Raw genomic sequence first — 24,981 nt, 5'->3', positions numbered from 1 at the left:
CTTCCTATTTTGTTAATATCAAATATTTATATGACTCTAAATTTAATTCAGTGTTTAGAGAAACGCTTTCGCCTGTAAAGGCATTAGTCCACGTTGAGTTTTGAAAACCTGCAGGAAGAATATACTTCACGTCTCTATTTCTTAAATTAGAAAGAACAAGCACTTGCTCTTCTCCCGCCGTCATTGTAAAAGTTGCAATATCATCACTGCTATACGAAGCCAGTTTTCCTCTTCGTATCGCGGTACTTTCATTTCTAAAAGCGATAATTGCTTTGTATTCTGCAAGAAGGTCTTCGTTTACGTTAGACCAGTCTATAGGGTCTTTTGTGAAAAACTCTAGACGTTCGTTAAGGCCTATTGCCTGCCCATTATAAATCATAGGTACAGATTGCATATAGGCATCTACCACAAATGCTGCAATCGAACCTTTTACACCGCCAAACAATTCAATAGGCGTGCCATCACTTAAGTTCACATCGTGGTTTGTTGTGTATTTTACAACACGCTTGCTATCATCATAGACATCTGCATACATCGTAGCATTTGAATCTTGTAGTAAGGTTACGGGCTCGCCTTCAAAAACGCGCTCCATTGTACCGAAGAAATCAAAACCAAAGGTGTAATCAAACCCCGAATTAAAATGATCAGTTCTAGTACCTTCAGCAAGCATTAATAAGTTTTCATCACTTTTTATATTTTCTAAAGTTGTGATTGCCTCACTCCAGAATGTGTAGGGCACGTAATCTGCTGCATCCATTCTATACCCGTCTACATTAGCTGTGTATAACCAGTACGTCAAAGCATCAATAATTGCTGATCTCAACTCTTGATTATCATAGTTAAGCTGCGCTACATCGTTCCAACCTGTTCCTGGTGGTACAATAATATTTCCGTCAGCGTCTTGCTGGTAGTACTCAGGGTGCTCGGTTATCCAAGCATTGTCCCAAGCCGTATGGTTCGCCACAAAATCTAAAACTACTGCCATTCCTTTTTCGTGCGCAGCACTTACTAAAGTTCTTAAATCTTCTAGCGTACCAAATTCTGGATTTACGGCTTTATAGTCTTGCACGGCATACGGTGAACCTAACCCACCTGCAGAGCGCTCTACACCAACGGGATAAATAGGCATTAAATACAACACATTTACACCTAGTGATTGAATGTAGTCTAAACGATCTGTAACACCTTGAAAATTTCCGGCTTCGCTAAATGCTCTAATGTTTACCTGATAAATAGAAGCATCTTCACTTACGGGAACATTAGCATACGGCATGCTATACTGCTTGTATAAATTTGCTGTAGCTGTTGCATCGTCATCATTCTGACAGCAAAAAAGCGTACCAGTGAATAAAAAGAGAATTAAAATATTTATATAATTTTTCATTGTTATGTCTTTAAGCATTAGTAATCACTAATTAGTTTAGTTTCTCAATGGTATAATTTGCCATTTCAGGGTTTGTAGCATCTACCGTAAAGGTTATGTAATAGGTACCCGCCTCGTTAACCCCGTGTGCACCAGGATCATCGTAATACAAAATACCGTCTGTACTATTTCGTGGTCCGTAGTTGTTAGGCCACGAATCATCGCGTCTAAACTTTAACGCACCAGGAACTAAATCTGCTGTGATTTCCCAAAACCCTCCCGTAGAGTTAAACGTCATATCTGTATCTGCATCCCAACCTGCTGGTGTTGCATCGCCTATAATTCCCCAGTTAACTGTATTAATGCTATACGTCGCTGTTGCAGGATCTTCATTTACTTTAAAAGTAACTTCATAAACACTAGAAGCAGTAACTGTATACGCACCCGGATCATCTAAATACGCAATACCGTCATCATTATTTTGCGGCCCATAATTAGTTGCCCAATCGTCATTAAGTCTCCATTTCATCGCACCGGTTTGTAGGTAGCCTACGTATTTCCAAACCTGATTTGTTGTATCATAAAACATGTCTGTATCTGCACCCCAACCTTGTGGTGTTGCAGGACCAATAATTCCCCAAGAATATGGGGTTGCAGACCATTTTAAAGTATTTAGATCTACGTTTATTTGGTACGTTCCTGCTGCAGGTAGCTTAAGATTTGCACCATCTAGCACAAGGTTTCCGTTATCATCGCCGCCATAAACCGTTTCAGAATCTAGATCTAAAGCAATTTTAAATTCTAATTTATCTGCATCGCTCAACGTGAATACCCCTTTAAAAACTCCAGATGTAGCAGTTGCCGAAATAGTATTTGCTGTGTCCGCATTCCAATCTGAATAACTTCCCGGTAGGTATAAACTAGTATTTGGGATTATCGTAGTATAGGGTGTAACCTGCATTCCAATCGCACTAGAGAAAATTGTACGGTCTAAATAGGCTTGTACGCGTAATAATACCGTACTTTCTACACCTGCCTCTAGTCCCAAATCTTTTGCAATATCATTTATTTCTGAACCAATAAATGATTTACTAAATACCTCAGACCCTGCTACTACAGTTACGCCATTAGCCCAGGCTTGATCACCTATCGTATCTGTAGCCACGTCAAATTGTAGGCTATATATTACTGGAGCTTCTATAGGAAAAGTAATTGCATCCCAAGATACTGTTACTGCTGCTTGAATAGCTTCTTCTTGAGTTAACAGTATTGCATCTGGAGTTGCTAAGGGATTTTCCGTGAAATTTACGGTTGCCAGTTTTGTTAATTCTGCATCGTCTTCACAAGCTGCAAAAAGGAAAACCACAGCAAGAAGAAATAAAAATTTATTCATATAATTTTTCATAGTACGGTGTTTTTAATATCCAGGATTTTGTTCAAGATTTTGATTTGCATCTAATGCAGAAGTAGGAATAGGAAATAAGGTTCTATATGCTTCTGATACTCCTCTATAATCATTAGCATCTAAGAAGGTCCCAAAACGTATCATGTCTTGTCTGCGGTGGCCTTCCCAGTTAAGCTCAAAAGCACGCTCGTTATAAATATCTTCTAAGGTAGGTGCTACAGCTAGAGCCGCTAAACCAGCTCTAACGCGTACCGCATCTACCAAAGGCTTTGCAGCTGCAGCATTATTTAAGCGAACATAACACTCTGCTTTCATCAACATAAAATCTGCATATCTAAAGATTGGAAAATCATTAGAGGCGCCAGCTCCGTCTAGTGGTGCTACGGGGTAAAACTTCATATTGCGCACACCAGCATAGGGTGCAGCGCCAGGATTGTCTAATGAAGAGACTTCAAGAGAGTAACTAATATTTCCTGGTTGCTCGCCTACTTTAAACTGTGCTTTACGTATATCATTATCTGCATACGCATTATAATAAGCGGTTGGTACGATAGTCCCGTTCCACCCGCTAAAGCCAAATACTTCTTGTGCATGAGGGCCGCTTAAACTGCGTACAGTATATATATTACGCGAAACGATATTTTCGGTAACGTACATCGCAAGTATGGTTTCATCCTCTGGCATTACATCACCAAATAGTTCGTAATACTCATACCCTAAAGGGTTAGTGTCACTTGTCGCACCAGAATGTAACGAGAAGCCACCTTCTTCTAGTTTTGTAATCGCATCTAGACTTTTTTGCCATTGTGCAGTTCCTTTATAAACCTCTGCATTTAAGTATACTTTAGCCAGCAAAGCATAACCTGCCCACTTATTAAAACGGCCATAGTACGTACCGCCTTTAGTAGTAGCAAGTGTTTCGACATTATCTTCTAATTCTGTAATTACAAAATCATACAATTCTGCTCTGCTTATTTGGGGCAACTCGTCTACCGTAATGTTGTTTTCGGTATAAAATGGTACATTGCCATAATCATCCATCAATAAGTAATAAAAAAATGCGCGTAAAACTTTGGCTTCTGCTATCTTAGAATCCTCTGCGTTAGCATTTTGCAATTGCTCTACGGCTAGGTTTGCACTAAAAACAGCACTGTATAACCAGTTCCACGTATTGTTTACAATTAAATCTGTAGGCAACCACGAGTGTAAGTACAAACGAGCAAAATCTAATTGCCAATCGCCTGTGTTACGGTGTGGAATTACCTGCTCATCTGCACTCATCGAGTTGAGGTCATACCAGCCGTTATCTGCCCCAGCATAACCTACGCCATCCCAGTTACCACCTACTCTTGCGTAAACACCTGCCAAAGCCACATCCGCGCCTTCTGGCGAGCCGTAAAATTCGTTAGCTGGGTATTTATCATAAACTTGCTCTTCTATATCTGTACAGCTTGCAAAGCTTGCAGCTATAAGTCCTACTACTACTAGTATATTTTTTAGTTTCATGTGTGTTTATTTTAATTTTACGCTTAGACCTAAAGCTATTGTGCGTGTTCTTGGGTAAATTCCGTTATCTGAACCAAAACCGTTACCTCCGCTTAAGTTAAGTTCTGGATCTATGCCTGAGTAATTTGTGATTAATAACAGGTTAGAACCCGTTAAAGAAACCCGTACAGACTCTACGAACTTAGCATCTTCAAAAGAAAATCTATATCCCGCAGTTAAGTTTTCTAGACGTATAAAATCGCCATTTTCTAACCATAAATCTGAACCGTATTGCGAGGTATAAATCCCTAGCGGAATTGCACTTTGCAATACATTAGACTTTCCTAAATTTTCTAAATAGCTCAAACTCGATTTAATTCCGTTGTAAATTTTGTTTCCGCCAGAACCTCTCCAAACCATAGATAAATCAAAACCTTTGTATCTAAAGGAAGGGTTAAATGCAAAATTATATGTTGGCAAAGCCGAACCTTCTAGCACACGATCTGGACTTCTCACGCCCTGGTCTATAACACCATCTCCATTTTGATCTACAACCGTTTCTGCGCTAGAATCATCTTTACCTAAATGCTGAAGAATATTAAACGTCCCTATAGGTTTACCTTCAATTAAGAAAGAATTAGAACCCCAAGACACATAATCTGTATTTAAAGGAACACCGTTAATGCTTCCGCTTAAATTCAACACCTCGTTATCTAGTAAAGAAGCATTTCCGCCTAGGGTTAAGGTCACATCATCTGTGCTAATTAAATCATAGCTAAGCGATAATTCTAAGCCTCTGTTGCGTATACTTCCCACGTTTGCAGCAATAGTGCCGTAAGGAAATGGTGGTTGAGGCACGGTATAATTAAACAGTAAATTATCTGTAGTTGCTGTAAAAGCATCAAATGAACCAGAGAATCTACGATCCCATAGCGCAAAGTCAATACCTGCGTTAAACTGCTTTTTAGTCTCCCAACGCAAATCTTCATTTACGTTTTGCGTAATGTTGAAGTTGGTAATCTGCGATCCGCCAAAATAGGTTACACCAGCCGCACTAACCAGCGACAGGGAGTTTTGCGGATATAACCCTTGCTGATTACCTGTAACCCCATAACCTGCTCTTAATTTTAACTGGTCAAAAAGATCCTGGTTTTTCATAAACCCTTCTTCATCTATAATCCAAGCAGCACCAATAGCTGGGAAATTTCCCCATTTATTATTTGCACCAAAAACAGAAGAACCATCACGTCTATAACTTAAGGTTAATAAATAGCGTTCTAAATACGAGTAGTTTATTCTACCTAAGAAAGAAGCGAGTGTACGGTCATTTTTATACGAAGAAATATCTCCAGGACGCACATCAGACAGGTCTCCTAACTGCAAAGCATTGTAAGTCGCCAGGTCATTAAAAAAGCCTCTTGCCTGCGCATAATTACCTTGATAAGTTTGACTTTGATATTCATACAATGCTAATGCATCTACAGTATGATCACCAAATGTGTTTTTATATTTCAAGCTTACATTCATCAATTTTTCATCTTGACGATTATTATTAATATTAGCAAACCCATTTTGATCTATTGCTGCTGCTACAGTTGATTTTACAGGTAGAAAAAAACCGTTTACATTATCGGTTTTTCTCCAGCTACCAAAACCAGTTATAGAGAATCCTTTGACCAATTTTAAATCTGTGTTAAGACTCCCAAATAAACTGTTATTTTGCCCTTCATTAACCACGGTTTCTGCAACTGCATACGGGTTGATGTATTGAAAAACATTAGGATCCATATAATAATTACCAGCAGTATCATAAACAGGATCAGTTGGTCTCATTACATAAGCATTAGAGATTAAATTGGAGGTGAAGGCTGCACGACCTATGCTTTGCACGCTGCTGGTAGTATTGTTAATCCCACTGTTTAAATTCATGGTAAGCGTAAGATGATCATCTAATGCTTTTTGAGTAGCAGTAATTCGACCTATAAACTTTTTATTGCTAGAATTAATTACAATTCCTTCTTGTAAAATAGCACTTACCGAAGCTCGGTAATTAAAATTATGTGTCCCTCCTCCAAAAGAAATGGTGTGGTTTTGCGTATATCCTGTACGGGTTAAAATATTAAACCAGTCTGTATTTGCACCGTGATTTGTAGATGCAGGCACACTATTATTACGTGCTTGCTTCCACCACTCCTCTGCATTAAGCATATCTAGTTGCTTAGGGATAAAATCTATAGAAGCCGTACTGGTGTACTCTAAAGATGAAGTCCCTGCGCGATTCTTTTTAGTAGTAATAATGATAACACCCGGCGCACCACGAGAACCATATATGGCAGTCGCCGAAGCATCTTTTAAAATATCTATAGACGCGATTTCGCTAGGCGGAACCTGATTAAGCAAATCCATATTACCTTGTATCCCATCTACCACCACAAGCGGATCGTTGCCTCCTATTAGTGAAGTTATACCGCGTATCCGCACACTAGGAGAAGATCCCGGCTCGCTACCCGTCTGGGTGATGTTTACACCGGCAGCTTTACCTGTTAATTGCTGAAGCGGATTTGTAATCGCCCCTTGATTTAGATCTTTTTCTGAAACCGAAGAAACAGCACCTGTAATATCTTTCTTGGTAGTTGTACCATAACCTATTACTACAACTTCATCTAGTGCAGCTACCGATGTTTTTAAGGTTGCATTAATACTCGTTTGATTGTTTACAACAATTTCTAAACTCTCAAACCCTATACTAGAAAAAACCAGCACAACATCAGGGCTAGAAACGCTAAGGCTGTAATTTCCGTCAAAGTCAGTCATTGTGCCGTTAGTAGTTCCTTTTTCTAAAACATTTACACCAGGCATAGGTGTACCTGCATCGTCATACACAATACCTGTAACGGTTTGTTGAGTCGTTAAACTTGTAAAAATTGGAGCAATCCTTTCTTTATTTGCTGAAAAACCAGAAAAGGAAATAAGAAGAGCTGCAACTAGCATGCAGCACGTTTTTAGCATCACCTCTGTTTTAGCTACGCTAAAGGAAGAGACACGCTTCATTGTTAAATAATTATTTTCCATACTTGAGATTAAAATGATCTACTTGAATTATGTGAATGCCCTACTCGTTTTATAAAGTGCCGCCTAATAAAAAAATATACGCTCACAACTTTAAACGTTTGCGGACTCAAAAATTTATAGAGGACTCAAAACTATATTAAACTCATATTGTTAAAAATATTTATATGAAAAATCAAGATTAATCAAGACATCAAATCAACATAAACAACTATAAAACAAGTATTTAAATTATTTAAGTTTTTATGAAAATCAATGTTTTATTGAGATAAATATTAACGTATATTTAGAGTAATCTTTAAAAACAACCTCTTATTAACCTCTTTTTTAATGTGTCAATAAAAATTGTTTGTATAAATTACCAACCTTGCATTTGCCTAACTTTATTAATAAGCACTGCCCTTTGAAAGATTTTACGATATCGTTTTTTATTCTGTTGTGCCTTAGCTCAAGTCTTTTTGCTCAAAAAAACGACAGAATACTAGGTGTTTTAGATCGCGAACTTCAACATCAAAACACCTATTTACTCGAGAAATACGACCGCATTCATAAGTTGCAGGCAACACTAGAGCGCAAACGCCTCACAAGTGATAAAAAGGCGTTATACATATCCTACATAAACCTCTTTAATGAGTACAAATCGTTTAAATATGATTCGGCTTATTATTATGTAGAACAAGCAAAACGTACCGCGCTTAGCATTAATGATTCTACTTTACTGGCAAGTGCAAAAATTCACGAAGGTTTTGTTCTTATTTCGGCAGGTCTTTTTAAAGAAGCGATAGATACCTTAGGTAGTATTAAAAAAAACACCCTTCTAGATCAAGATGTTTTTGATTACTATTTTACGCGGGCACGATCTTATTTTGACATTGCTAATTACAATCAAGATCAACGTTTTCTTATAGATTATATTAGAAAAGGAAATAAACTATTAACTACTGCAATGGCTCAAGCCACCCCTAAAACTTCAGAATACTGGGCAGCAAAAGGCCTATTATTACTCAAACAACAAGACTGGGATGGGGCTAAAGATGCTTACTTGTATTGGATTACAAACTTCGATCTTCCGGCAGATCAATATGGGGTCGCGACCTCTAGTTTAAGTTATGTTTATACGTTTTTGGGCGATCAAGAAAAATCTATAGAATACCTAGCAAAGGCCGCTATTTCTGACATACGTAATGCCACCAAAGAAAATATAGCCTTGCGCAACCTCGCCAACGAACTTTACCAAATGGGGGAATTAGAGCGGGCAAACACCTACGTTCACCTCGCGATGGATGATGCTACTTTTTACAATGCCCGCCATCGTAAAGTAGAAATTTCGAGCATTTTACCTATCATAGAAAGTGCCCAATTGTATAATGTAGAACAGAAAAATGATGCGCTAGAAAAGACCGTCATATTACTCGCCATTCTTGCAATTATTGTGTTGATTTTTGTGGGAATAATTTTTAAGCAGCTTAAAGAAAAAAATGCGGCTAGAAAAGCTTTAAACGAGTACAACTTACGCCTAGAAGAAGTTAACCTCAGCTTGCTAGAAGCAGATGCGATTAAACAAGATTACATCACCTATTTCTTAAAAGCTACTTCAGATTTAATTAATAAAATAGGTACGATTCAAAAAAGTACAATTCATAAAATCAAAACCAAAAACCCAGAAGAAGTCTTAAATGTACTTAAAAAATATAGCGTAAAAAGCGAGCGCAGTGAGCTCTTTCACCGGTTTGATATGGTGTTTATTAAACTCTTTCCTTCGTTTACAAAATCGTACAACAAATTGTTTCCTATAGACGAGCCCCGCACTTTAAAGAAAGGAGAGTTATTAAATACCGAACTGCGCATTTTTGCACTCTACAGATTAGGAATACAAGACAGTCAGCAAGTGGCAGATTTTCTTGATATTTCGGTGGCTACGGTTTATACATACAAAACCCGAGTAAAAAGTAAATCACTATACAAAGATATTTTTGAAGAAAAAATAATGGATATTAAACGACTCTAGAATTAATAGAGCTTTAATCTTTATCTGTTATTTAGAAATTAAGTTTAATTAGTGTCTGAGTTAAAAAATAAAATCTATAATTTATTCTAACTAATCAGAGCTTCTAAAATATTCGAGAAATATAGCTTTTATAGCATTTGATATTAAACATTTGCCCCCCACTTCTTACGTTTTAGAACTTCCTATACTTCCTTTTTGAATTCCCTTTAGCAGCATCGCTGTACATCTCTTTTTTTTGAAAGCAAAATACCAATAGTTTGAAGTTAGCCGGACAGCATAACCGCTTGTGCCGCGCTTTTATATGTCCTTACTAATTCAAACTCTTGAAAATGTATCAGCAACAAAAAAAGGGAACAGCGATAGGCACTAAGGGAAGTAAATCAAAAACAAGCATTATGAAATCAGTTCAAAACATACAAAAAGAAGCGGGATCAAAACAAACAAAAACAAAAAAGGAAAACGCTCAGGATAAAATAAGTAAATCAATTTTTCAAGATACAAACGCAAACTGTCTGAATAGTTTAGGCAGCATTTTAATTAATCTTTAAATACTACTGTTATGAGTACGATCAGAAATCAAGTTCAATTAATCGGAAATGTAGGACAAGAACCTACGTTAACTACACTGGAAAGCGGAAAAAAAGTAGCTCGCTTTTCACTGGCTACTAATGAATTTTATAAAAATTCTAAAGGAGAAAAGGTACAGGATACCCAATGGCACACCGTAGTTGCCTGGGGAAAGACCGCAGAGCTTATTGAAAATTACGCTCCCAAAGGCAAGGAATTAACCCTGACCGGGAAACTTAAATCCCGAAGCTATGAGGATAAAGACGGCTTTAAACGCTATGTAACCGAAGTAGAAGCCTTTGAAATTCTTCTACTGGGATCTAAAGCTTAAATCTAAAAAGAGGGCGTTCCCGATCAAAGTTTCGCCCTCTAATTAAACACTTTAAACCTATTAAAATGAGTATACAAAGTAAACAAATACAAGAACACTTGCAACGATTTTGCGGTAGTGAAACCTGCTACACGATTCCGATGCTTAAAACCCGATACACCGAAGGGGTGAAGTACCTAGTCGAAGCTGCCAACTGCTATTGGCTGATAACTGATGCAGCTGTAATTACTAAAAGCCTAAAACACAAAAGCTATTTTTTAGTGATTCATTTCAAACGCTTTTCTAAAGAAGTACAAGCGCGTTTGCATAAAGAAGCACAAATCACCTATGCTGATGGAAATGGAACAATTCTGTTTCAACAAGATTATGAGCTAACAGACTTGCCTCTGGATGAACTGCGCCTATTCTTTGTAGATGATATGCTGATGCTGCCTAATGAATATTAAACCTTTTAGTTATGGAAACACGTATCAATGAAATAAGGGTAAGTTACCGCCCAAAACTAAAAGCGGAACACTGGCCTAAAATTAGCTCCTCCTCACTCGCCGCTCAGGTGGTTTTTGAAAACTGGGACCAAAACACCATTGCGGTATATGAATCCTTTAAAATCCTGTTGCTAAACAACAGCAATAAAGTCAAAGGAATCTACCAAATATCGCACGGAGGAATAACCGGAACTTTAGTGGATTTACGCCTGCTTTTTGCAGTGGCTTTAAAGTCGTTATCGGTTGCTTTAATATTAGTCCATAACCACCCCAGTGGAACCCTAAGGCCCAGTGAAGCCGATAAAAACTTAACCAGAAAAATCAAGTCGGCTGCTGATTTCTTAGACATCAAAATTCTAGATCATTTAATTTTAATTCCAACAGGGGAGTATTACAGTTTTGCAGATGAAGGCATTTTATAACTACCGAAACTTTAAAAGTTGAAGGCCTCTAAAAAGAGGTCTTTTTTTATGCTACTAATTCAATTTTAATACAAAAGTTGTATATTTAAACGGCTGTACTTCAGCAATTAATTATTTATAGGGCTATCCTTTTTTTGACTTTCGCCGATAGCGCTAAATATCGAATATAAACATATCGGAAAATCATTTTCCCTGAGAATGGCAATCGGTCCCGATACCTATCGGGATTGACCGGATTGTATGGAATTTTGTTCGCCACGGGCGAACGAAAAGGAATAGCAAGAGGATAACACGCTGCGCGATGTTTTGGATTCCTTTTTTATTTTAAATCACTGATTACCAGTAATTTGAATAATTTATAATTTTTTTACAATCAACGATTTGCGACAAACGGGCTGTGAACGCCCAATTTTAGGGAAGATTTTGCGACAAATCGGCGAAATATGGACTCATTTACCGGAATTAGATTTAAAAAGGAAACCGCAAAACGTTTCCAAACATTCTCACGCAAGTACTTCAAATCGCACACCGAGGCAATGGCTACGATGCTCGACTTTTTCTTCTACAATGAAATATCTCCAAAGGAACAATTAGGCCCCACCGGGCGTACCATCGAAGCCAAAATTTTAAAAAGAATCAATGCGGTTATTGCCATCATACGTGATGTGGAAAAGACCCAAACCAAACCTACAATGGCGATGATTCAATCCCTGTTTGAAACAGAGGAACCAACCCAAAAACCACAGCTTATAGAAAAGAAATATGCGGAAGAAAAAAAGGAAGTCCGCTTTCGCGAGAAGAAAAACCAAAGCAACCAACTTTAAATCATTGAGCTATGTACATCACCATCACACCTCAAAAATTAGGAACCAACTTTTCCCAAAGCTCCGCTGATTTTGTGGACTATCTGGAGAAGGAAAATCAAGGTTTGGAAACACAGGATATGGAGCACTTTTTCAATCAATATAGCGATCAAATACCTGCGGAAGAAGTGATCCAAGAAATTGATGGAAACACTGCAAAATTGAAAAAGGTAGAACCTAAGTTTTATTCCATTACAGTCAGTCCTTCACAATATGAATTGCGAAAACTTCAAAACAGTAGTGAAGATTTAAAGAGGTATACCCGTGAACTGATGAAGGATTATGTTTCCAGCTTCAATCGGGAAATCAACGGACGACCAGTCCATATTGATGACATAAAATACTATGCTAAAATCGAACATCAGCGAAGTTTTAAAGGAACAGATTGGCAGGTTAAAGAAAATCAGCCTTATGCTACAAAAATTCTTGCACTTAAAAATGAAATCAGAAATGTTCAAGAAGGACGAACTGAAGGAAATATTAGCAAAATAAAAAAAGAAATTGCCAAACTGGAACGCCAAGCACCCCATCAACAAAACGGAAAGCGGATTGTTCAGGGAATGGTAAAAGATGGAAATCAAAGTCATATTCACATCATTGTAAGTAGAAAGGATGCTTCCAATTCGGTCAGTCTTTCCCCAGGAAGTAAACACAAAGCTTCAGAAGTTGAAATGCACGGTAAAAGGGTAAAGCGTGGTTTTGATCGGGATCAATTTTTTGAAAAAGCTGAAAAGACGTTTGATAAGACTTTTGCCTATAACCGCAATTTTGCCGAAACCTATAAAGCGCGAAAGGATTTTGTGAAGGATACTAACCGCTATTTTGCAGCCTTGATGAAATTACCTGCAAACGAAAAAGCATTGGCGTTTAAAATCATGAGCAAAACAGGCTTGCCCGTTGTCCCCAGCATTCCAGTTAGTCAGGCACAAGTCGCACTTCGGGTTTTTAAACGCTTAAGACGTGGGGCGGAAGTAGTTCTCAAATCAAGTTCTATAGGAATCTAAGCGTATGGAAATCGATCAGTTACATTCTTTGGTTTATTTCGGGGTTGGTGCAAGCGTCTGCTTTGTGGTGCTCTTTAAGCTCACCAGATATGCTTTCAGCATCAATTGTTTCTTAGTACTACCCTTACTGTATTTCTTGTCCCTAGAAACGCCTTGGATTCCGCTGATACTGTATTTGGGATGTCCACTGCTGCTGATCAATAGTGTTTTGTATGTTTATCTGGATGCCTCAGAAGTGTCCCACGGGATAGATCCGCGCTATACCGTCAATTTTAAAACGAATCAGGGTAAACTACAGCTTCATAATATCAAACGGGGCGCTTCGGTCATCGGAGCCGCAGGAAGCGGAAAAACAGAAAGTGTGGTCTATGGATTTTTACAGCATTTTCAAAGTAATGGGTTTTGTGGTGTGATTCACGACTATAAAGATTTTGAACTTACCGAAATGGCTTATCCACTTTTTAAGGATAGTGTGATCCCATTTAAGGTTATTTCCTTCGATAAAATCATACATAGGGTAAACCCTATTGCACCACGCTATTTAGAGAATGAGGAAAGCGTAAACGAGGTATCCCGGGTGTTAATTGAAAATCTTTTAGAACAACGAGAGAGTGGGGTGTCAGGTACTACTAAATTCTTTAATGATGCAGCTGAAGGCTTAATTGGTGGATTGATTTGGAAATTGAAAACCGATTATCCCAAATATTGCACACTGCCACACCTAATTGCAATTTATCAAATGCTGGATACCGATAGTCTCATTCAATTTTTGGAAACCAATACCACCTCCAGAGCAATGGCAGATGCTTTTATCAGTGGTAAAGATTCAGAACGACAAACCGCAGGGGTGAAAAGCACCTTGGCCAATGCCCTTAAACGCATCAGTACGCAAAGTATTTTTATGGCTTTATGTGCTGATGAAGTTTCCTTAAAGATCAACAGCAAAGCGTCACCCTGTGTGATCTCAATAGTCAATAATCCTAAATATGAAGCTGCCTATGCACCGGTGATCGCTACGATCATCCATACAATTACCAAACAAATGAGCGTGCGCGGACAGCTTCCCTCATTTTTAATGATGGAGGAAGCCCCGACCATACGTTTATTAAATATGCACCGAATTCCCGCAACCCTGCGCAGCTATGATATAGCAACCGTCTATGTCATGCAGGATAAAATCCAGAACGATATGATGTATGGCGATAAGGCGAGTAGGGCGATTCTGAGTAACCTTTCCTATCAGTTTTTTGGGAAGGTAAATGATCCGGATACGGCAAAGTATTATGAGCGCTTTTTTGAAATTGTAAAAGACCCTACAAAAAGTATAAGTAAGGCTGCAAATATCTTTAAATCTGATACGCGCATAACCAAAGGAGAACGGGAGGTTTCTAAACGTAGAGCAGCAATCTTTTTTAAGCTTAAACCGGGGGAGTTTATAAGCTTCGCTGATGGAGTTGATAAGAAGGTGCGTTTTAAACTACCTGAAATTTCTAGAGAATTACCCACAGAAACACAACCCTATTCCCTTAATGATCTAAAAGCGAATTTTGAGCGTATCTATCAAGAGGCACGGTCGATCTTCAATCATACATGAGAATTTCTGTTTGTTTCAAATATGAAACAAAATGGATTTTAAGAAAGCTATTCTTTTGTCTAAATATCAAATGACCTTTGAACACCTGAGAGAAAATATAAAGCTGCCCAGAAAAAGAAGAAAACGTACTATGGAGCCGGTCTTAACGTGTAGCTCAAAATTTAGGGATTAAAAACAATGAAATTCAAATAATGGAAGCAGCTTTTAGATGGGAATAGGTTCCTTACTTTCACCATCCTCCTTAAAAGTAAAGCATCTTGATAATCAATTCGGATCATTGATAAACCGATGCGAGATTTTTAATTCCAAATCGCGTTCTCCATTTTTTTCTTGGAGTTTTACTATTACCCGGCTGTTGTTATTGAGCGAAAACTTCGATAACACATAAACAAATTGGGCGCGTTCTCCCTTTTTAACTTTGCAAGGTAACTTATGTTTGTACAGCGGCTGTTTTACAATGCGTTGGGAGGATTTACGTTTTCCCTTGGCGCGTGATTGCACAGCGATCTCTAAAAATTCAACATCATAATCCAATCCGGATTTATTCTCAACCTCAAAAACGAAATACAACTGCTCCTGATCAAACACGATATTTTCGGTGTTTAGTTTTATTCCATATTTACGCTTAGACAAATGGCCTAGATGCTGTTTGCGCTTCAATAGGGTGGTGCTAAAAGCTTTAAAATGGGATAACGTGATAGCCGCTGCAGGTTTTAAATTAATTGATGTTAGTGTGTCTCGTTTGGAAGCTTCTTGACCGATACTGTGCTGCTTTTCAATAAAGTAATTGACATTGCTAATCTGTGCTTTGTATTTGATGATATAGGAGTACACCAGGCCATCTGTTGTTATAACCAATAGGTTACTTTCCCTGCCGGGTTTGGCTTGTAAAAGTCCAAAGTATTGTGGGACATCCCGATTGAAACTAAAGACAAAGCTTTCGGATCCTACAACACCTTGCCGGATAGGGCTCGGAAAAAACAGGGCTACGTTTTTATGCTCATTTGCATAAATAGTATCGAGTTTAATTGGGGTTGATTGGGAGCGTGTCCCGGCTTGTGATGAAACACTTGAAATCAATATGAAGCTTAATATCATAAGGAATTGATGGGTTTTCATAGGACTTGGTTTAGTGTGCTTTTAAAAGCAGTTTATAATTGTTAAGTACGGTAACTTTTACATTTCGATTATCGCGACGCAAGAGTTGAGAAATACCACCCACTTGGGGCAGGCTGGGGATATTGACATCCTGTAGTACATCATCAAATACTTCGCGACTGGCCTGCGCTCGAAAGTTATTCTCGACATAAATACCTTCGAGTCCATCCTGAAAATCATAGGCCTTAAGCGGGACACGTTGGTGATTGATTTGCTCGATGCTGATTAGTGCCCGATTGGGCTGAAAACTCACGGTTCCAAATACCAAGGTGTTTTTTGGAAAAGTAACTCCGTTGATCGTGGATTCGCTCGTCAATCGTAAGCGAATTCTGGAATTGGCTTTGACCACCTGGTCTCCATCTACAACCGCGTGAAGGCCATCGTTAGTGGTAGCATCAACCGGATTCTTCTTAAGACTGGTAGAAGTAGCTGCAGCAAAAAAGAGCTGGTGTTGTAATCCCAATTCTTGGGTAGCAACTTCAAGTTCTTGCCGCAGTGCAGCGGAATCGAGTACCGGATGAGGGGCTACGTATGTTGTTGATTTTCCCAATTCAGCGTACAGCCGTGGTTCATATTGAATTTGATTGGCTTGATAGATACTATCTACAATACGCTGCTTTTCTTTTTCGGCAAACAGCGGATCAAAATACCCCAAAGAGTCCAAAAGGCTTTCGTCATAAATACTGGGCGCCGTATTTTTGCGAACTTCCTTAAGATCATTTAAGGCGTCAAGTTTGGACTGATACTCTTTGGAGTCACTCTCTAATTTAGGGACGGTGGTTTGTTCTAGCTCATGGTTATCTGAATCCTCATCATTGAGCATAATCGTATAGCAGATCAAAAAAAGGATCACCACCGCCAATACAGCAACAAAAACGATTTTGTTTTTTTCTATTTTCATAATTCTAAATTTTAGTGTCGTTTAATAACTTTCATCGGTTAGTTTTCGAAGACTCTTTTCAAAATAATCGGTGATCAGTAGCCCGTGGGGATTGTTGGGAAAATTGCGATCCACAGTTATTAGATTACCTGTAGTTACCAATTCATAAATATCTGTTATAGCCCCGCGGTTGATTTCAAAATGAGTGGTGGTTTTAAAAGAAACGGGATCGGTATCCAGATTTACTTCCGATTCGATACTTTGGATACGCTGTATCAGAGAGTATTGAATTAACCGATTGTACACCCCATCAGCTTTCTTTTGTCGATAGACCGCATCTACAGAGCTGTTGCCCAACCACAAGGCCTTTTCCAGATTCTCTTTGTAATTACTGGCATCGATATTATAAAAGTGTTTATGGAAAAGCTCCAGATGCGCAAGGGCTTCTACTTCCTGATTTTCTTTTTGAGCGATGAGTTTTAAAGGAATGACTTCTCCTTCCGTGCTGATGGCAAATGCGGAGTCTAGGGCTTTTTGATAGGTCGTGTAAACCATCCATCCCGAGAATAGCATCGAGAGTGTTGCACCAATGACCACACTGATTACAATGAGGCGATTGATCTTGAGCACGGCATAAATAGAGGTGTAGGGTGTTTTCATAAAACGTTTTTTAAGCGGTAAATAATCGTAAGGTGAACGAGGTCGCGCGCCGGTAGAGCTTAAATTTGAGAAAGACTATAAAGCCTACAGAGCCCAGTTGAACCACAGGAGCAAAGAAGCCTTCCCCATAATCGGTTCCAAAGAGATTGGTCCAGAAATTATCAGTGATTTCGGTGTAGATGGCATTGACAAATACATTAACCAGGAAAAAAGCGGGTACCAGCATGTAAACCGCTGCATAGAGTTTAAAAAAGGTATAGGCCAAGCTGCGAAACTTTTCAAATACAGCCAGACTGATAATCAGTGGAAAAAAGGCTTGCAGTATACCCAGTAAAAAGAAACGCTCCGCTAGAAATAACGGATAGATGAACAAATCCAAAATCCAAAGGAGGATACTGGTGATAAAAGCGAAGATTTTAAAGCCAAATAACGGAGTAATCAAGGCTTCATACAACAAAGCCATCGCGGCTTTAGCCGCTTCAAACATTCCGACTTCTTCCTCAATAGGAATATCTTGCATCTGCAAAGGGAGCAGGGCAGGGGCGGTATTGCGATATTGTGATTCTACAGCGATCAGGATTCCATCAAAAAAGCCCAATACCTGAGTGGAAAAGATAGCCAGTAAAACCACCGCAACGTTTTTGGCCAGTTCCTGCGGAGAAAGCCCCCAGGTATATCCGCTCTGATCGGCAATGCCCTCGTTGTATTTTTTAAGAATATTGATCAGAAAAAATAAAACGGCCAGACTTTTCATCCCTGTGATGGTATACCGGGAGAATTCACTGTTTTTGATCGTTTCAAAAATAGTGTCCACATACTCCAAACCGATTCCTAAAAGTACCAGCGCGCTCATCCCTAAAAACTTGTTTGTCGGTTATTGATCTTATCCTGCAGTTTGCGAAAGGAGATGATCTCCTTATACCGCTTGGTTTTGAGATTGATCTCCGAGACCATCTCCTTAGATTGCTCTTCCTTTTCTTTAAGGATACGCGCTCGCTCGGCATCAGACATTTTCAAGTAATTACTCGAGAGAATCTGATCGATAAAGTCCATTGTTTCTATGGAATTTTCCACTATGTTGTTAAAAGACTCACTCACCCGGGTGATTTCATTGGGCTTGATATATGGAGAGTTTAAAATCCCACGCAATTCGTTTTGCATCACTTGGATTAGCCGCGTATTGTTGCGGCTGATCTCCCGTACAGCCTTGAGCTGTTTGACTACGGTATTAACCTTTTCCAAATTCTCCTTTTGCTGCTTTAAAAACTCCACGGTCTTGAGCAACTGGGTGGTCTGCTTGGCAGATTCCACTAAGGTTTTGACAAGACTCACAAAATTGGTATTGTCATAAACCGGCATCCCCTGGCAGGCAGCGCCTGCAGGCATTAAAAGGCTCATTGTTATCGGTAAAGCAAAGAATACTTTTCGAATTGTTGTTTTCATAAGTTTCGATTTTGATTGATGAATAGATTAATGGCCTGCTGCATATCTTGGGTTTGCTCGTAGAAGGCCATAATGGCCTCGTTTTCGGCTCCATCGGTGAGGTAGGCTGCAAAGACTTCAGGAGGTACTTCGAGTCTGAAAATATTACTGGCTTTCCCGATTTTGATAAAGATCTCAGTGTATTTACGCGAGCCGCTCAGGTTGTTTTTGATGGAGCGTAGTTGATTGAGGTCATGACTGGAGAGTTTGAGGCGTCGCACCAAAGCGTCATAGCCTTTTTCATTATTCAGGCTGTAAATAACCTGAGTGTTCTCTAAAATGCTAGCGGAAGTAGCATTCTCGGGTAACTGATTGATGGATTGTAAAATGATGCCTATTGCTCCGTTTTGCTTACGGATCGCCTGATAGTAAAACTCTACACTTTCCAATACATTTTCAAACTTCAACTGCTTGGCAAACTCATCAAAAAGAATGATCCCTTTTTCGGCCTTGTTGCTCCAAATGCTGCGTTGAATTGCCGTTTTGATCAGCTTGAGCATTACCGATAGGATCTCCTTATTATCCTTGACTTCATCGAGTTCAAAAATAATCAGGCGCATGTCTTCAATTTTATAGGTCTGATCTTCTGATACTTCAAAGAGGTAACTGTAAATTCCATCTCCCACATATTCTGACATGACATGCAAAAAGCTGTTCCTATTAAAATAATCTGAATGGATTTTAAGGTCTTGTAAAAGCTGCGCTCCTCCCGTTTCAATAAAGTGGTAAAACCCGGAGAGGGAATGCGCCGTAGTAGTGCTCTTATAATAAGCTGTCAGGAGTTTTTTAAGCGATACGCCTTGAGATTTTGTGCTAGAGGATCCAGAAGCATACAACTCAAAGAGAAAGGCACAAAGATCTTCTAGACGCTCTGAGGTAAGGTCTGTGATCCGTTCTACATAGAACGGATTAATCCCTAGATTCTTTCCAGATTCATACCGTAAGACCAGATGCTCATCTGGATAAAGTTTGGCAAATTTGGTATAGGAGCCTCCCAGATCGATAATGACCAAACGCACCCCACTTTCAAAATACTGACGCAGGATATTATTAGCTAAGAAGGATTTGCCTTCACCCGTAGGTGCAAAAATGGCAAAGTTGCGGGCTTTAATGCGCTTCTTTTTTTCATCCCAGACATCTTTTACGACCGGAATGTTATGCTGTCGATCGTTGAATACAATACCGGTAGCATCCGATTGATAATTGGTGGTGTTGAGCAACATACACAAGGCGTGTTTGAGATCGGTGACATATAGGTCGCTATCGGAAAAATGAGATGAAAATCCGAAGTAACTGTTCAAGAAATACTGCTTTAAAGCCTCCCCTTTAGGGTAATAGGGAAGGATGTCTAGTTCTTTAAATTCGGTTTTTAGTTTAGCCGTGATACACTCCAAGGTTTTGGGCTCTTTAGTCCAGTAGATGACATTAAGCTGTCCGCGTATTACCCGGGAACCTTCATCGGTATTGATTTGATTCAGGATATGCTGAATCTTGCCTAAGACTATTTTATTTTGAGAGCCAAAATTGGAACTCTTGCTGAGCTCTTCTACTTTTTTATCCAGGATTTTACGCCACTTGTGTTTATCATCCAGATAGAGGATTTGATTAACGATGTGATTTTCGTCTAACGCCAATCCTAATCCATCAATATATCCCTGATGAAATATGAAATCATCAGAGGTGAACCGCTGATTGGTTTTGCTGGTTTGAACAGATTCTCCAAAGCACAATTCACTATTAATGGCGAGGGCATCAAAGAGATGATCCCCGATTTGAATCCGGTTTTTATCCAATAGGATATCGGTAGTAAGATTCTCATTAAATCCATTGAAATAGTTTGTTGTTAGCGTTTCAACAGTAGCCGGAGTAAGCGGTTTAAAAACCATCTTACGTGTATTATTGATAAATGATACAGCATCTTCCACAGCTGACTTAAAAGAGTGAACAGCCTCATCCAAAGTAACTGGTAGGGTCTTGCTGATTTTTTTAAACGGGTTGGTGTAGTTTGCATACGAACGATTTTTAGTGGGAGGGAGTATGAAAAAAAGGTAACAGGAGTGCGATAGATAATCCCGTCCTTTAAAATACTTATGCGTAGCTTTTTCTAAAAAAGAAGTGTTGGGCAGTTGCCCTGCGCTAAATTCTTTTTTAAGATAGCTATCTTGTTTGTGTACCACTGTTCCTACCGGTAAACTTTTTAAAGCCTGAAACCAGCAGGCGTGCAGGTCTTCATAATCTTTTTCCGATAGCGAATAGATCTCCGGTAAAAAACCTTGATAACACAATACCACAGACCCGTCACTGCTGAAGAGGATGTGGTCTTCCAATGCAGCAATAGGATTTCTTTGAGATAGCTTAATGGTTTTCATAGTCCAGACCGGAGTTTTGCTGATTACTGATATGCTTGGGAAATAGGCTTTTGAGGGTAAGAAGCGCTTTTGCCTTTGTGAAGCGGGTCAGTGTGATGAATAAAATCACATTGAACAGCATTACGCCTACAACCAGTATAAAACTGAAGGAGAAAATGATCACCAGCAGAGAGGCAATAATGCTACACATCATTAGAGCAAACAAGGGAAGGGGAAGTCCAAAAATAACCGCCCGCTTCCTGATGTTTTTATAGATCTCATACTTTTTCATAAGCTTAAGTATTCAGTGGTCAAGTGAGCTAAGCACTAGACTACAATTCCTATGAGATACGAGAAGATGCCCACGACACCTCCGGCTATCAGTACAAAGACCAGTACCCGGGTAATACCTTTTTTGAGATCTGCATTCTCTCCAAAAAAATGACCTGCGTTAAATAAGAATCCTACTAAGAAAATAACGCCCAGAATTATAGGAAATACGGCTCTGATGGTATCGGAAACATCATTTACAGAATCTTCAATTCCTCCAATTTGAGCAAAGAGGGGAATGGTGACCAGCGATAGGATCGTTGTGAAGTAGCTTGATTTTTTCATAAGAGTTCGTTTTAAATTAGTGTTTGATTGAACTACCTGAAAAGTATATATTTAAGTATTCAAAATATTGATAATCAGTAATTTGTGAATAAAATAAAATTTGGATTCATTTGATTTTAAATGATTTCAAATCCCTTCAAATTTTAGGAAATACAGCTATTCACCTGTTGATAACTCAAAAATCAAAACTTGAAATGAAGCTTCAAAACGTCATTTTTCTCTATTTGCTCCTCAAAACTTGTCTCTTTTTTGGTCAGGATGTCGATCGACCTTTACGTATTGTGATCGATCCTGGACATGGAGGAATTGATTCGGGATCGCGCGGTGAAGATGGTATTCAGGAGAAGGATTTGGTTTTGGACATAGCCAAAAGATTGATTGCTCAACATCCAGAGTTTGATGGGAAACCCGCTGAATATTTTCTAACCCGATATACAGATACTTTAATCAGTCTTGAAGATCGGACAAAACTGGCTAGGATACTTCAAGCAGATTTGTTTATCTCCCTGCATTTTAATGATGCACCTGCTAAAAAAGCAAGCGGAGTAGAGGTATATGCGTATAACCAAGAAAACCCGTATTTAAAACAATCCATTTGGCTGGGTCACCTATTGGAACAGCGAATAGTTTCTTTAACCCATCAAAAAAGTAGAGGTGTCAAATTTGCGAACTTTCAGGTACTGGGAGATCTAAAAGATTTTTGTAAGGCAGTTTTAGTTGAGGTTTATCAACACTATAGCAGATTAAATAAGGCAATAAGTAACGTGTTAAATATGTGCTTGTTTTGCTAGATCTAATTATTTATCATAAGTATGAAACTATTTTCTTAAGAATCTCTTTAGAAAGAAGTATTAACTTTGATATTAAAGTTTAGGTTTATGAAATTTCTTATCGCTGAAGACGAGATTGAATTGCAACAGTCTATAGCAAAATATCTTAGTCAGGAATCTAATATATGCGAAGTAGCTGCAGATTACATAGAGACCTCTGAAAAGCTTGATTTATATGAGTATGATCTCGTGGTTCTTGATATAAACCTAGTTACTGGTAGTGGACTTGAATTACTGAAAAAGCTTAAAAATCAAAACAAAAAATGTGGCGTGATTATTATATCGGCTAATAATTCTTTGGAAAACAAATTGGAAGGATTGGATGTTGGCGCAGATGATTATATTACAAAACCCTTTCATTTGGCTGAACTTAATTCTCGAATCAAAGCCGTTTTACGACGAGGCAAATTTGGTGGTGAAGATTCTCTTATTTTTGAAGAAATTCGTTTGGATACACTCTCAAGAACGGCTTATTTTAATGAAAAACCCATTACCCTTACGCGAAAAGAATATGATCTCCTGCTCTTTTTTATAACTAACAAGGGCCGCGTGCTCAGCAAATCTATTATTGCAGAGCATCTCTGGGGAGATGACAGCGATATGCTAGACAGCTTTGATTTTATCTATGTTCACATAAATAATCTTCGAAAAAAATTAACTTCCGAAGGAGCTAAATACATACATACCGCGTACGGTTCGGGGTACCTATTTACCGCTGAATAAATGGCTGATCAAAAAAAAATACATCTATTGCAAAAGGCATCTAAAACCTTTTTGACAACAAGTAGTATCATTATGATATTTTCTGGGATTGCACTTTATCTATCCCTAAAAGCACTACTTGAAAGTGAGATTGAAGAAGAATTGTATTCTAATAAAGATCGAGTGGAACGTCTACTTCTTTCAAAACCCGACTTAAAAGGAATTCCTCCTATAATGGTTGTTGAAAAAGTAAAAGATCCTCAACCTACAGTTCTAAACGATACTTTAATTTATGATCCTTTACAAGATGAAATCGAATTATTCAGGCAATTAGCCGGAACTAAGGAAATAAATGGTCAGGAATATAAAATTACAGTGAGAGCCATGGTAATTGAATCTGAAAATATCCTTTTTGCCATTGTTTTCACCTTTCTCGCTATCATTCTTGTTGCTTTTGTGTTCTTATTTTACCTCAATAAAAGCCGTAATGCCACATTATGGAAGCCCTTTTTCTTGAATCTGGCTAAGATTAAGGCATTCTCTATAAAATCTGAAACACCTCTGACCTTAACGGAATCTGACATTATAGAGTTTGGCGATCTTAATAGAGAAATTATTTCACTCACCACAAAGGTTCAAGCAGATTATCACAACTTAAAGCAGTTTACCGAAGATGTATCGCACGAGATGCAAACTCCGCTTGCCATTATGCAGGCTAAGATCGAAACCCTTTTTAATGGGGTTAAAATTGATGATTCTCAATATGAGCAACTTGATTCTTTACAAAACGATATACGCAGGTTAAAAAATTTGAATAAGCGTCTAATTATATTGGCAAAAATAGATAACAACCAGTTTACAGACTCTCAATTCGTTTCAATAAATGAGTCGTTTCAGGAGGTGCTTCTCAATTTTAAAGAACTAGCTTCTATTGATTATAAAATTGAGCATAGCGAAGAACTTACCGTAAAAATGGATCGCTCTTTGGCGCAAGTATTAGCCAACAATTTAATTTCAAATGCAGTAAAACATAATTTAGAAAATCAGCCTATCAAAGTTGATTTTTATAAAAACAGCGTGCAGATCGTTAATAGTGGAAACAGCGAACTCGCAAATCCCGAGCAGGTTTTTGACCGGTTTTACAAAGAAAGTACCAAGAGAGATTCAAGCGGTCTGGGCCTTTCGATCGTTAAGAAAATCTGCGATTATTATGGTTTCACCCCATCATATAGTTTTAGTAAATCGCCAGAATCGACTACCGGCTTTCATAAATTTGAAATTCGATTTACACATTGATTTAAAGCCAACTTTAAATTCTCTTTAGAAAGCGGTACTATTTTGGTAAAAATTTCTAATTATGAAAGTACTAGCACGTCTCAAATTATTTATCTTAATACTCTTAGCTCCATTTTCTGGAGAAGCCCAAGAAACCGTTTTGATAGAAGGAAGTGTGACCGAAGAATCAGCACAACCTTTACCCTTTGTCAATGTTATTTTAAAAAAGCCGCAAGGCGAAAGCATCATCAGCGGTACCATAACTGACGAGCTTGGGGCTTTTAGCTTAAGCGGAATCCCAAAAGGAAATTATATTGTCGAAATTTCATTTATAGGCTATGAGACCATTCAGAAAAAAATTACTGCTGGCGGTCTCAATCCCATTTTTGACTTAGGAAAAATCCAGATGATGCCTTCGGCAGAAGCATTAACTGA

At 38.5% G+C, this 24,981-nt stretch carries 24 protein-coding genes; 12 read left to right on the top strand and 12 right to left on the bottom strand.

Features of this window, described 5'->3' with window-relative positions; genetic code table 11:
- Positions 1–4: 4 nt before the first annotated feature.
- Genes DSM02_RS16590 through DSM02_RS16575 form a run of 4 tightly spaced genes read right to left on the bottom strand, consistent with a single transcriptional unit; the run spans position 5 to position 7,244 of the window.
- Positions 5–1,384 carry an alpha-amylase family glycosyl hydrolase gene (locus tag DSM02_RS16590; protein ID WP_128766666.1) on the bottom strand — a complete coding sequence of 460 codons (1,380 nt, stop codon included), beginning with the start codon at positions 1,382–1,384 and terminating at the stop codon, positions 5–7.
- 31 nt (positions 1,385–1,415) lie between these two features.
- Positions 1,416–2,768, bottom strand: coding sequence for a SusF/SusE family outer membrane protein (locus DSM02_RS16585; RefSeq protein WP_128766665.1), 1,353 nt, complete (start codon positions 2,766–2,768; stop codon positions 1,416–1,418).
- Between the two features lie 12 nt (positions 2,769–2,780).
- Positions 2,781–4,274, bottom strand: coding sequence for a RagB/SusD family nutrient uptake outer membrane protein (locus DSM02_RS16580; RefSeq protein WP_128766664.1), 1,494 nt, complete (start codon positions 4,272–4,274; stop codon positions 2,781–2,783).
- A 6-nt stretch (positions 4,275–4,280) separates the two neighbouring features.
- Positions 4,281–7,244: a SusC/RagA family TonB-linked outer membrane protein gene (locus DSM02_RS16575; RefSeq protein ID WP_240674092.1), complete on the bottom strand. Its 2,964-nt coding sequence runs from the start codon at positions 7,242–7,244 to the stop codon at positions 4,281–4,283.
- A 481-nt stretch (positions 7,245–7,725) separates the two neighbouring features.
- Here DSM02_RS16575 and DSM02_RS16570 point away from each other — a divergent pair, with 481 nt between their 5' ends.
- The 8 genes from DSM02_RS16570 to DSM02_RS16535 all read left to right on the top strand — a co-directional run bounded on the left by DSM02_RS16570 (position 7,726) and on the right by DSM02_RS16535 (position 14,596).
- Complete coding sequence (locus DSM02_RS16570; RefSeq protein WP_240674091.1) at positions 7,726–9,330, top strand: DUF6377 domain-containing protein; 1,605 nt, start codon at positions 7,726–7,728, stop codon at positions 9,328–9,330.
- Between the two features lie 329 nt (positions 9,331–9,659).
- On the top strand, positions 9,660–9,878 hold the full coding sequence (locus DSM02_RS16565; protein ID WP_128766662.1) for a hypothetical protein: 219 nt from the start codon (positions 9,660–9,662) through the stop codon (positions 9,876–9,878).
- Between the two features lie 11 nt (positions 9,879–9,889).
- Positions 9,890–10,228: a single-stranded DNA-binding protein gene (locus DSM02_RS16560; protein WP_128766661.1), complete on the top strand. Its 339-nt coding sequence runs from the start codon at positions 9,890–9,892 to the stop codon at positions 10,226–10,228.
- A gap of 65 nt (positions 10,229–10,293) precedes the next feature.
- Positions 10,294–10,674, top strand: a complete 381-nt coding sequence (locus DSM02_RS16555) for a DUF6876 family protein (RefSeq protein ID WP_128766660.1) — start codon at positions 10,294–10,296, stop codon at positions 10,672–10,674.
- Positions 10,675–10,685: 11 nt separating this feature from the next.
- Positions 10,686–11,135 (top strand): JAB domain-containing protein, encoded by a 450-nt coding sequence (locus tag DSM02_RS16550; protein ID WP_128766659.1) that lies wholly within the window; start codon positions 10,686–10,688, stop codon positions 11,133–11,135.
- Between the two features lie 443 nt (positions 11,136–11,578).
- Complete coding sequence (locus DSM02_RS16545; protein WP_128766658.1) at positions 11,579–11,959, top strand: BfmA/BtgA family mobilization protein; 381 nt, start codon at positions 11,579–11,581, stop codon at positions 11,957–11,959.
- Positions 11,960–11,970: 11 nt separating this feature from the next.
- A complete protein-coding gene (gene mobB / locus DSM02_RS16540) occupies positions 11,971–13,002 on the top strand; it encodes a MobB family relaxase (protein WP_128766657.1) in 1,032 nt (343 codons plus the stop codon).
- Between the two features lie 4 nt (positions 13,003–13,006).
- Complete coding sequence (locus DSM02_RS16535; protein WP_128766656.1) at positions 13,007–14,596, top strand: type IV secretory system conjugative DNA transfer family protein; 1,590 nt, start codon at positions 13,007–13,009, stop codon at positions 14,594–14,596.
- A gap of 264 nt (positions 14,597–14,860) precedes the next feature.
- Here DSM02_RS16535 and DSM02_RS16530 read toward each other — a convergent pair whose 3' ends face one another.
- From DSM02_RS16530 to DSM02_RS16500, 8 genes are read right to left on the bottom strand one after another with little or no spacing between them, the layout of a single operon-like run.
- Entirely contained in the window at positions 14,861–15,715 is an 855-nt protein-coding gene (locus DSM02_RS16530) for a DUF4138 domain-containing protein (protein ID WP_128766655.1), read from the bottom strand.
- Between the two features lie 10 nt (positions 15,716–15,725).
- Positions 15,726–16,655 carry a conjugative transposon protein TraM gene (gene traM / locus DSM02_RS16525; RefSeq protein ID WP_128766654.1) on the bottom strand — a complete coding sequence of 310 codons (930 nt, stop codon included), beginning with the start codon at positions 16,653–16,655 and terminating at the stop codon, positions 15,726–15,728.
- Positions 16,656–16,676: 21 nt separating this feature from the next.
- Entirely contained in the window at positions 16,677–17,294 is a 618-nt protein-coding gene (locus DSM02_RS16520; RefSeq protein WP_128766653.1) for a conjugal transfer protein TraK, read from the bottom strand.
- A 10-nt stretch (positions 17,295–17,304) separates the two neighbouring features.
- Positions 17,305–18,147: a hypothetical protein gene (locus DSM02_RS16515; protein ID WP_128766652.1), complete on the bottom strand. Its 843-nt coding sequence runs from the start codon at positions 18,145–18,147 to the stop codon at positions 17,305–17,307.
- A 2-nt stretch (positions 18,148–18,149) separates the two neighbouring features.
- Positions 18,150–18,737: a conjugal transfer protein gene (locus DSM02_RS16510; RefSeq protein ID WP_382402982.1), complete on the bottom strand. Its 588-nt coding sequence runs from the start codon at positions 18,735–18,737 to the stop codon at positions 18,150–18,152.
- Positions 18,734–21,145: a TraG family conjugative transposon ATPase gene (locus DSM02_RS16505; RefSeq protein ID WP_128766651.1), complete on the bottom strand. Its 2,412-nt coding sequence runs from the start codon at positions 21,143–21,145 to the stop codon at positions 18,734–18,736. Before DSM02_RS16505 ends, DSM02_RS16510 begins: the two co-directional genes overlap by 4 nt.
- Positions 21,132–21,416, bottom strand: coding sequence for a hypothetical protein (locus tag DSM02_RS20425; RefSeq protein WP_164918334.1), 285 nt, complete (start codon positions 21,414–21,416; stop codon positions 21,132–21,134). The genes DSM02_RS16505 and DSM02_RS20425 overlap by 14 nt, the downstream gene beginning before the upstream one ends.
- A gap of 35 nt (positions 21,417–21,451) precedes the next feature.
- A complete protein-coding gene (locus DSM02_RS16500; RefSeq protein WP_128766650.1) occupies positions 21,452–21,739 on the bottom strand; it encodes a hypothetical protein in 288 nt (95 codons plus the stop codon).
- Between the two features lie 110 nt (positions 21,740–21,849).
- On the opposite strand from DSM02_RS16500, the gene DSM02_RS16495 reads away from it, so the two are divergent.
- From DSM02_RS16495 to DSM02_RS16480, 4 genes are all read left to right on the top strand, one after another.
- Positions 21,850–22,530 carry an N-acetylmuramoyl-L-alanine amidase family protein gene (locus DSM02_RS16495; RefSeq protein WP_240674090.1) on the top strand — a complete coding sequence of 227 codons (681 nt, stop codon included), beginning with the start codon at positions 21,850–21,852 and terminating at the stop codon, positions 22,528–22,530.
- Between the two features lie 87 nt (positions 22,531–22,617).
- Positions 22,618–23,292, top strand: a complete 675-nt coding sequence (locus tag DSM02_RS16490; protein ID WP_128766649.1) for a response regulator transcription factor — start codon at positions 22,618–22,620, stop codon at positions 23,290–23,292.
- Entirely contained in the window at positions 23,293–24,567 is a 1,275-nt protein-coding gene (locus DSM02_RS16485; RefSeq protein WP_240674089.1) for a sensor histidine kinase, read from the top strand.
- A gap of 61 nt (positions 24,568–24,628) precedes the next feature.
- A partial coding sequence (locus DSM02_RS16480; RefSeq protein ID WP_164918333.1) for a carboxypeptidase-like regulatory domain-containing protein occupies positions 24,629–24,981 on the top strand: 353 nt, incomplete at its 3' end.

Origin of the sequence: Leeuwenhoekiella polynyae (genome assembly GCF_004104075.1) — a bacterium.
Lineage (GTDB): Bacteria > Bacteroidota > Bacteroidia > Flavobacteriales > Flavobacteriaceae > Leeuwenhoekiella > Leeuwenhoekiella polynyae.
Note: the sequence above shows the minus strand (reverse complement) of the source record. Positions and strands in the feature narration are given on the sequence as shown.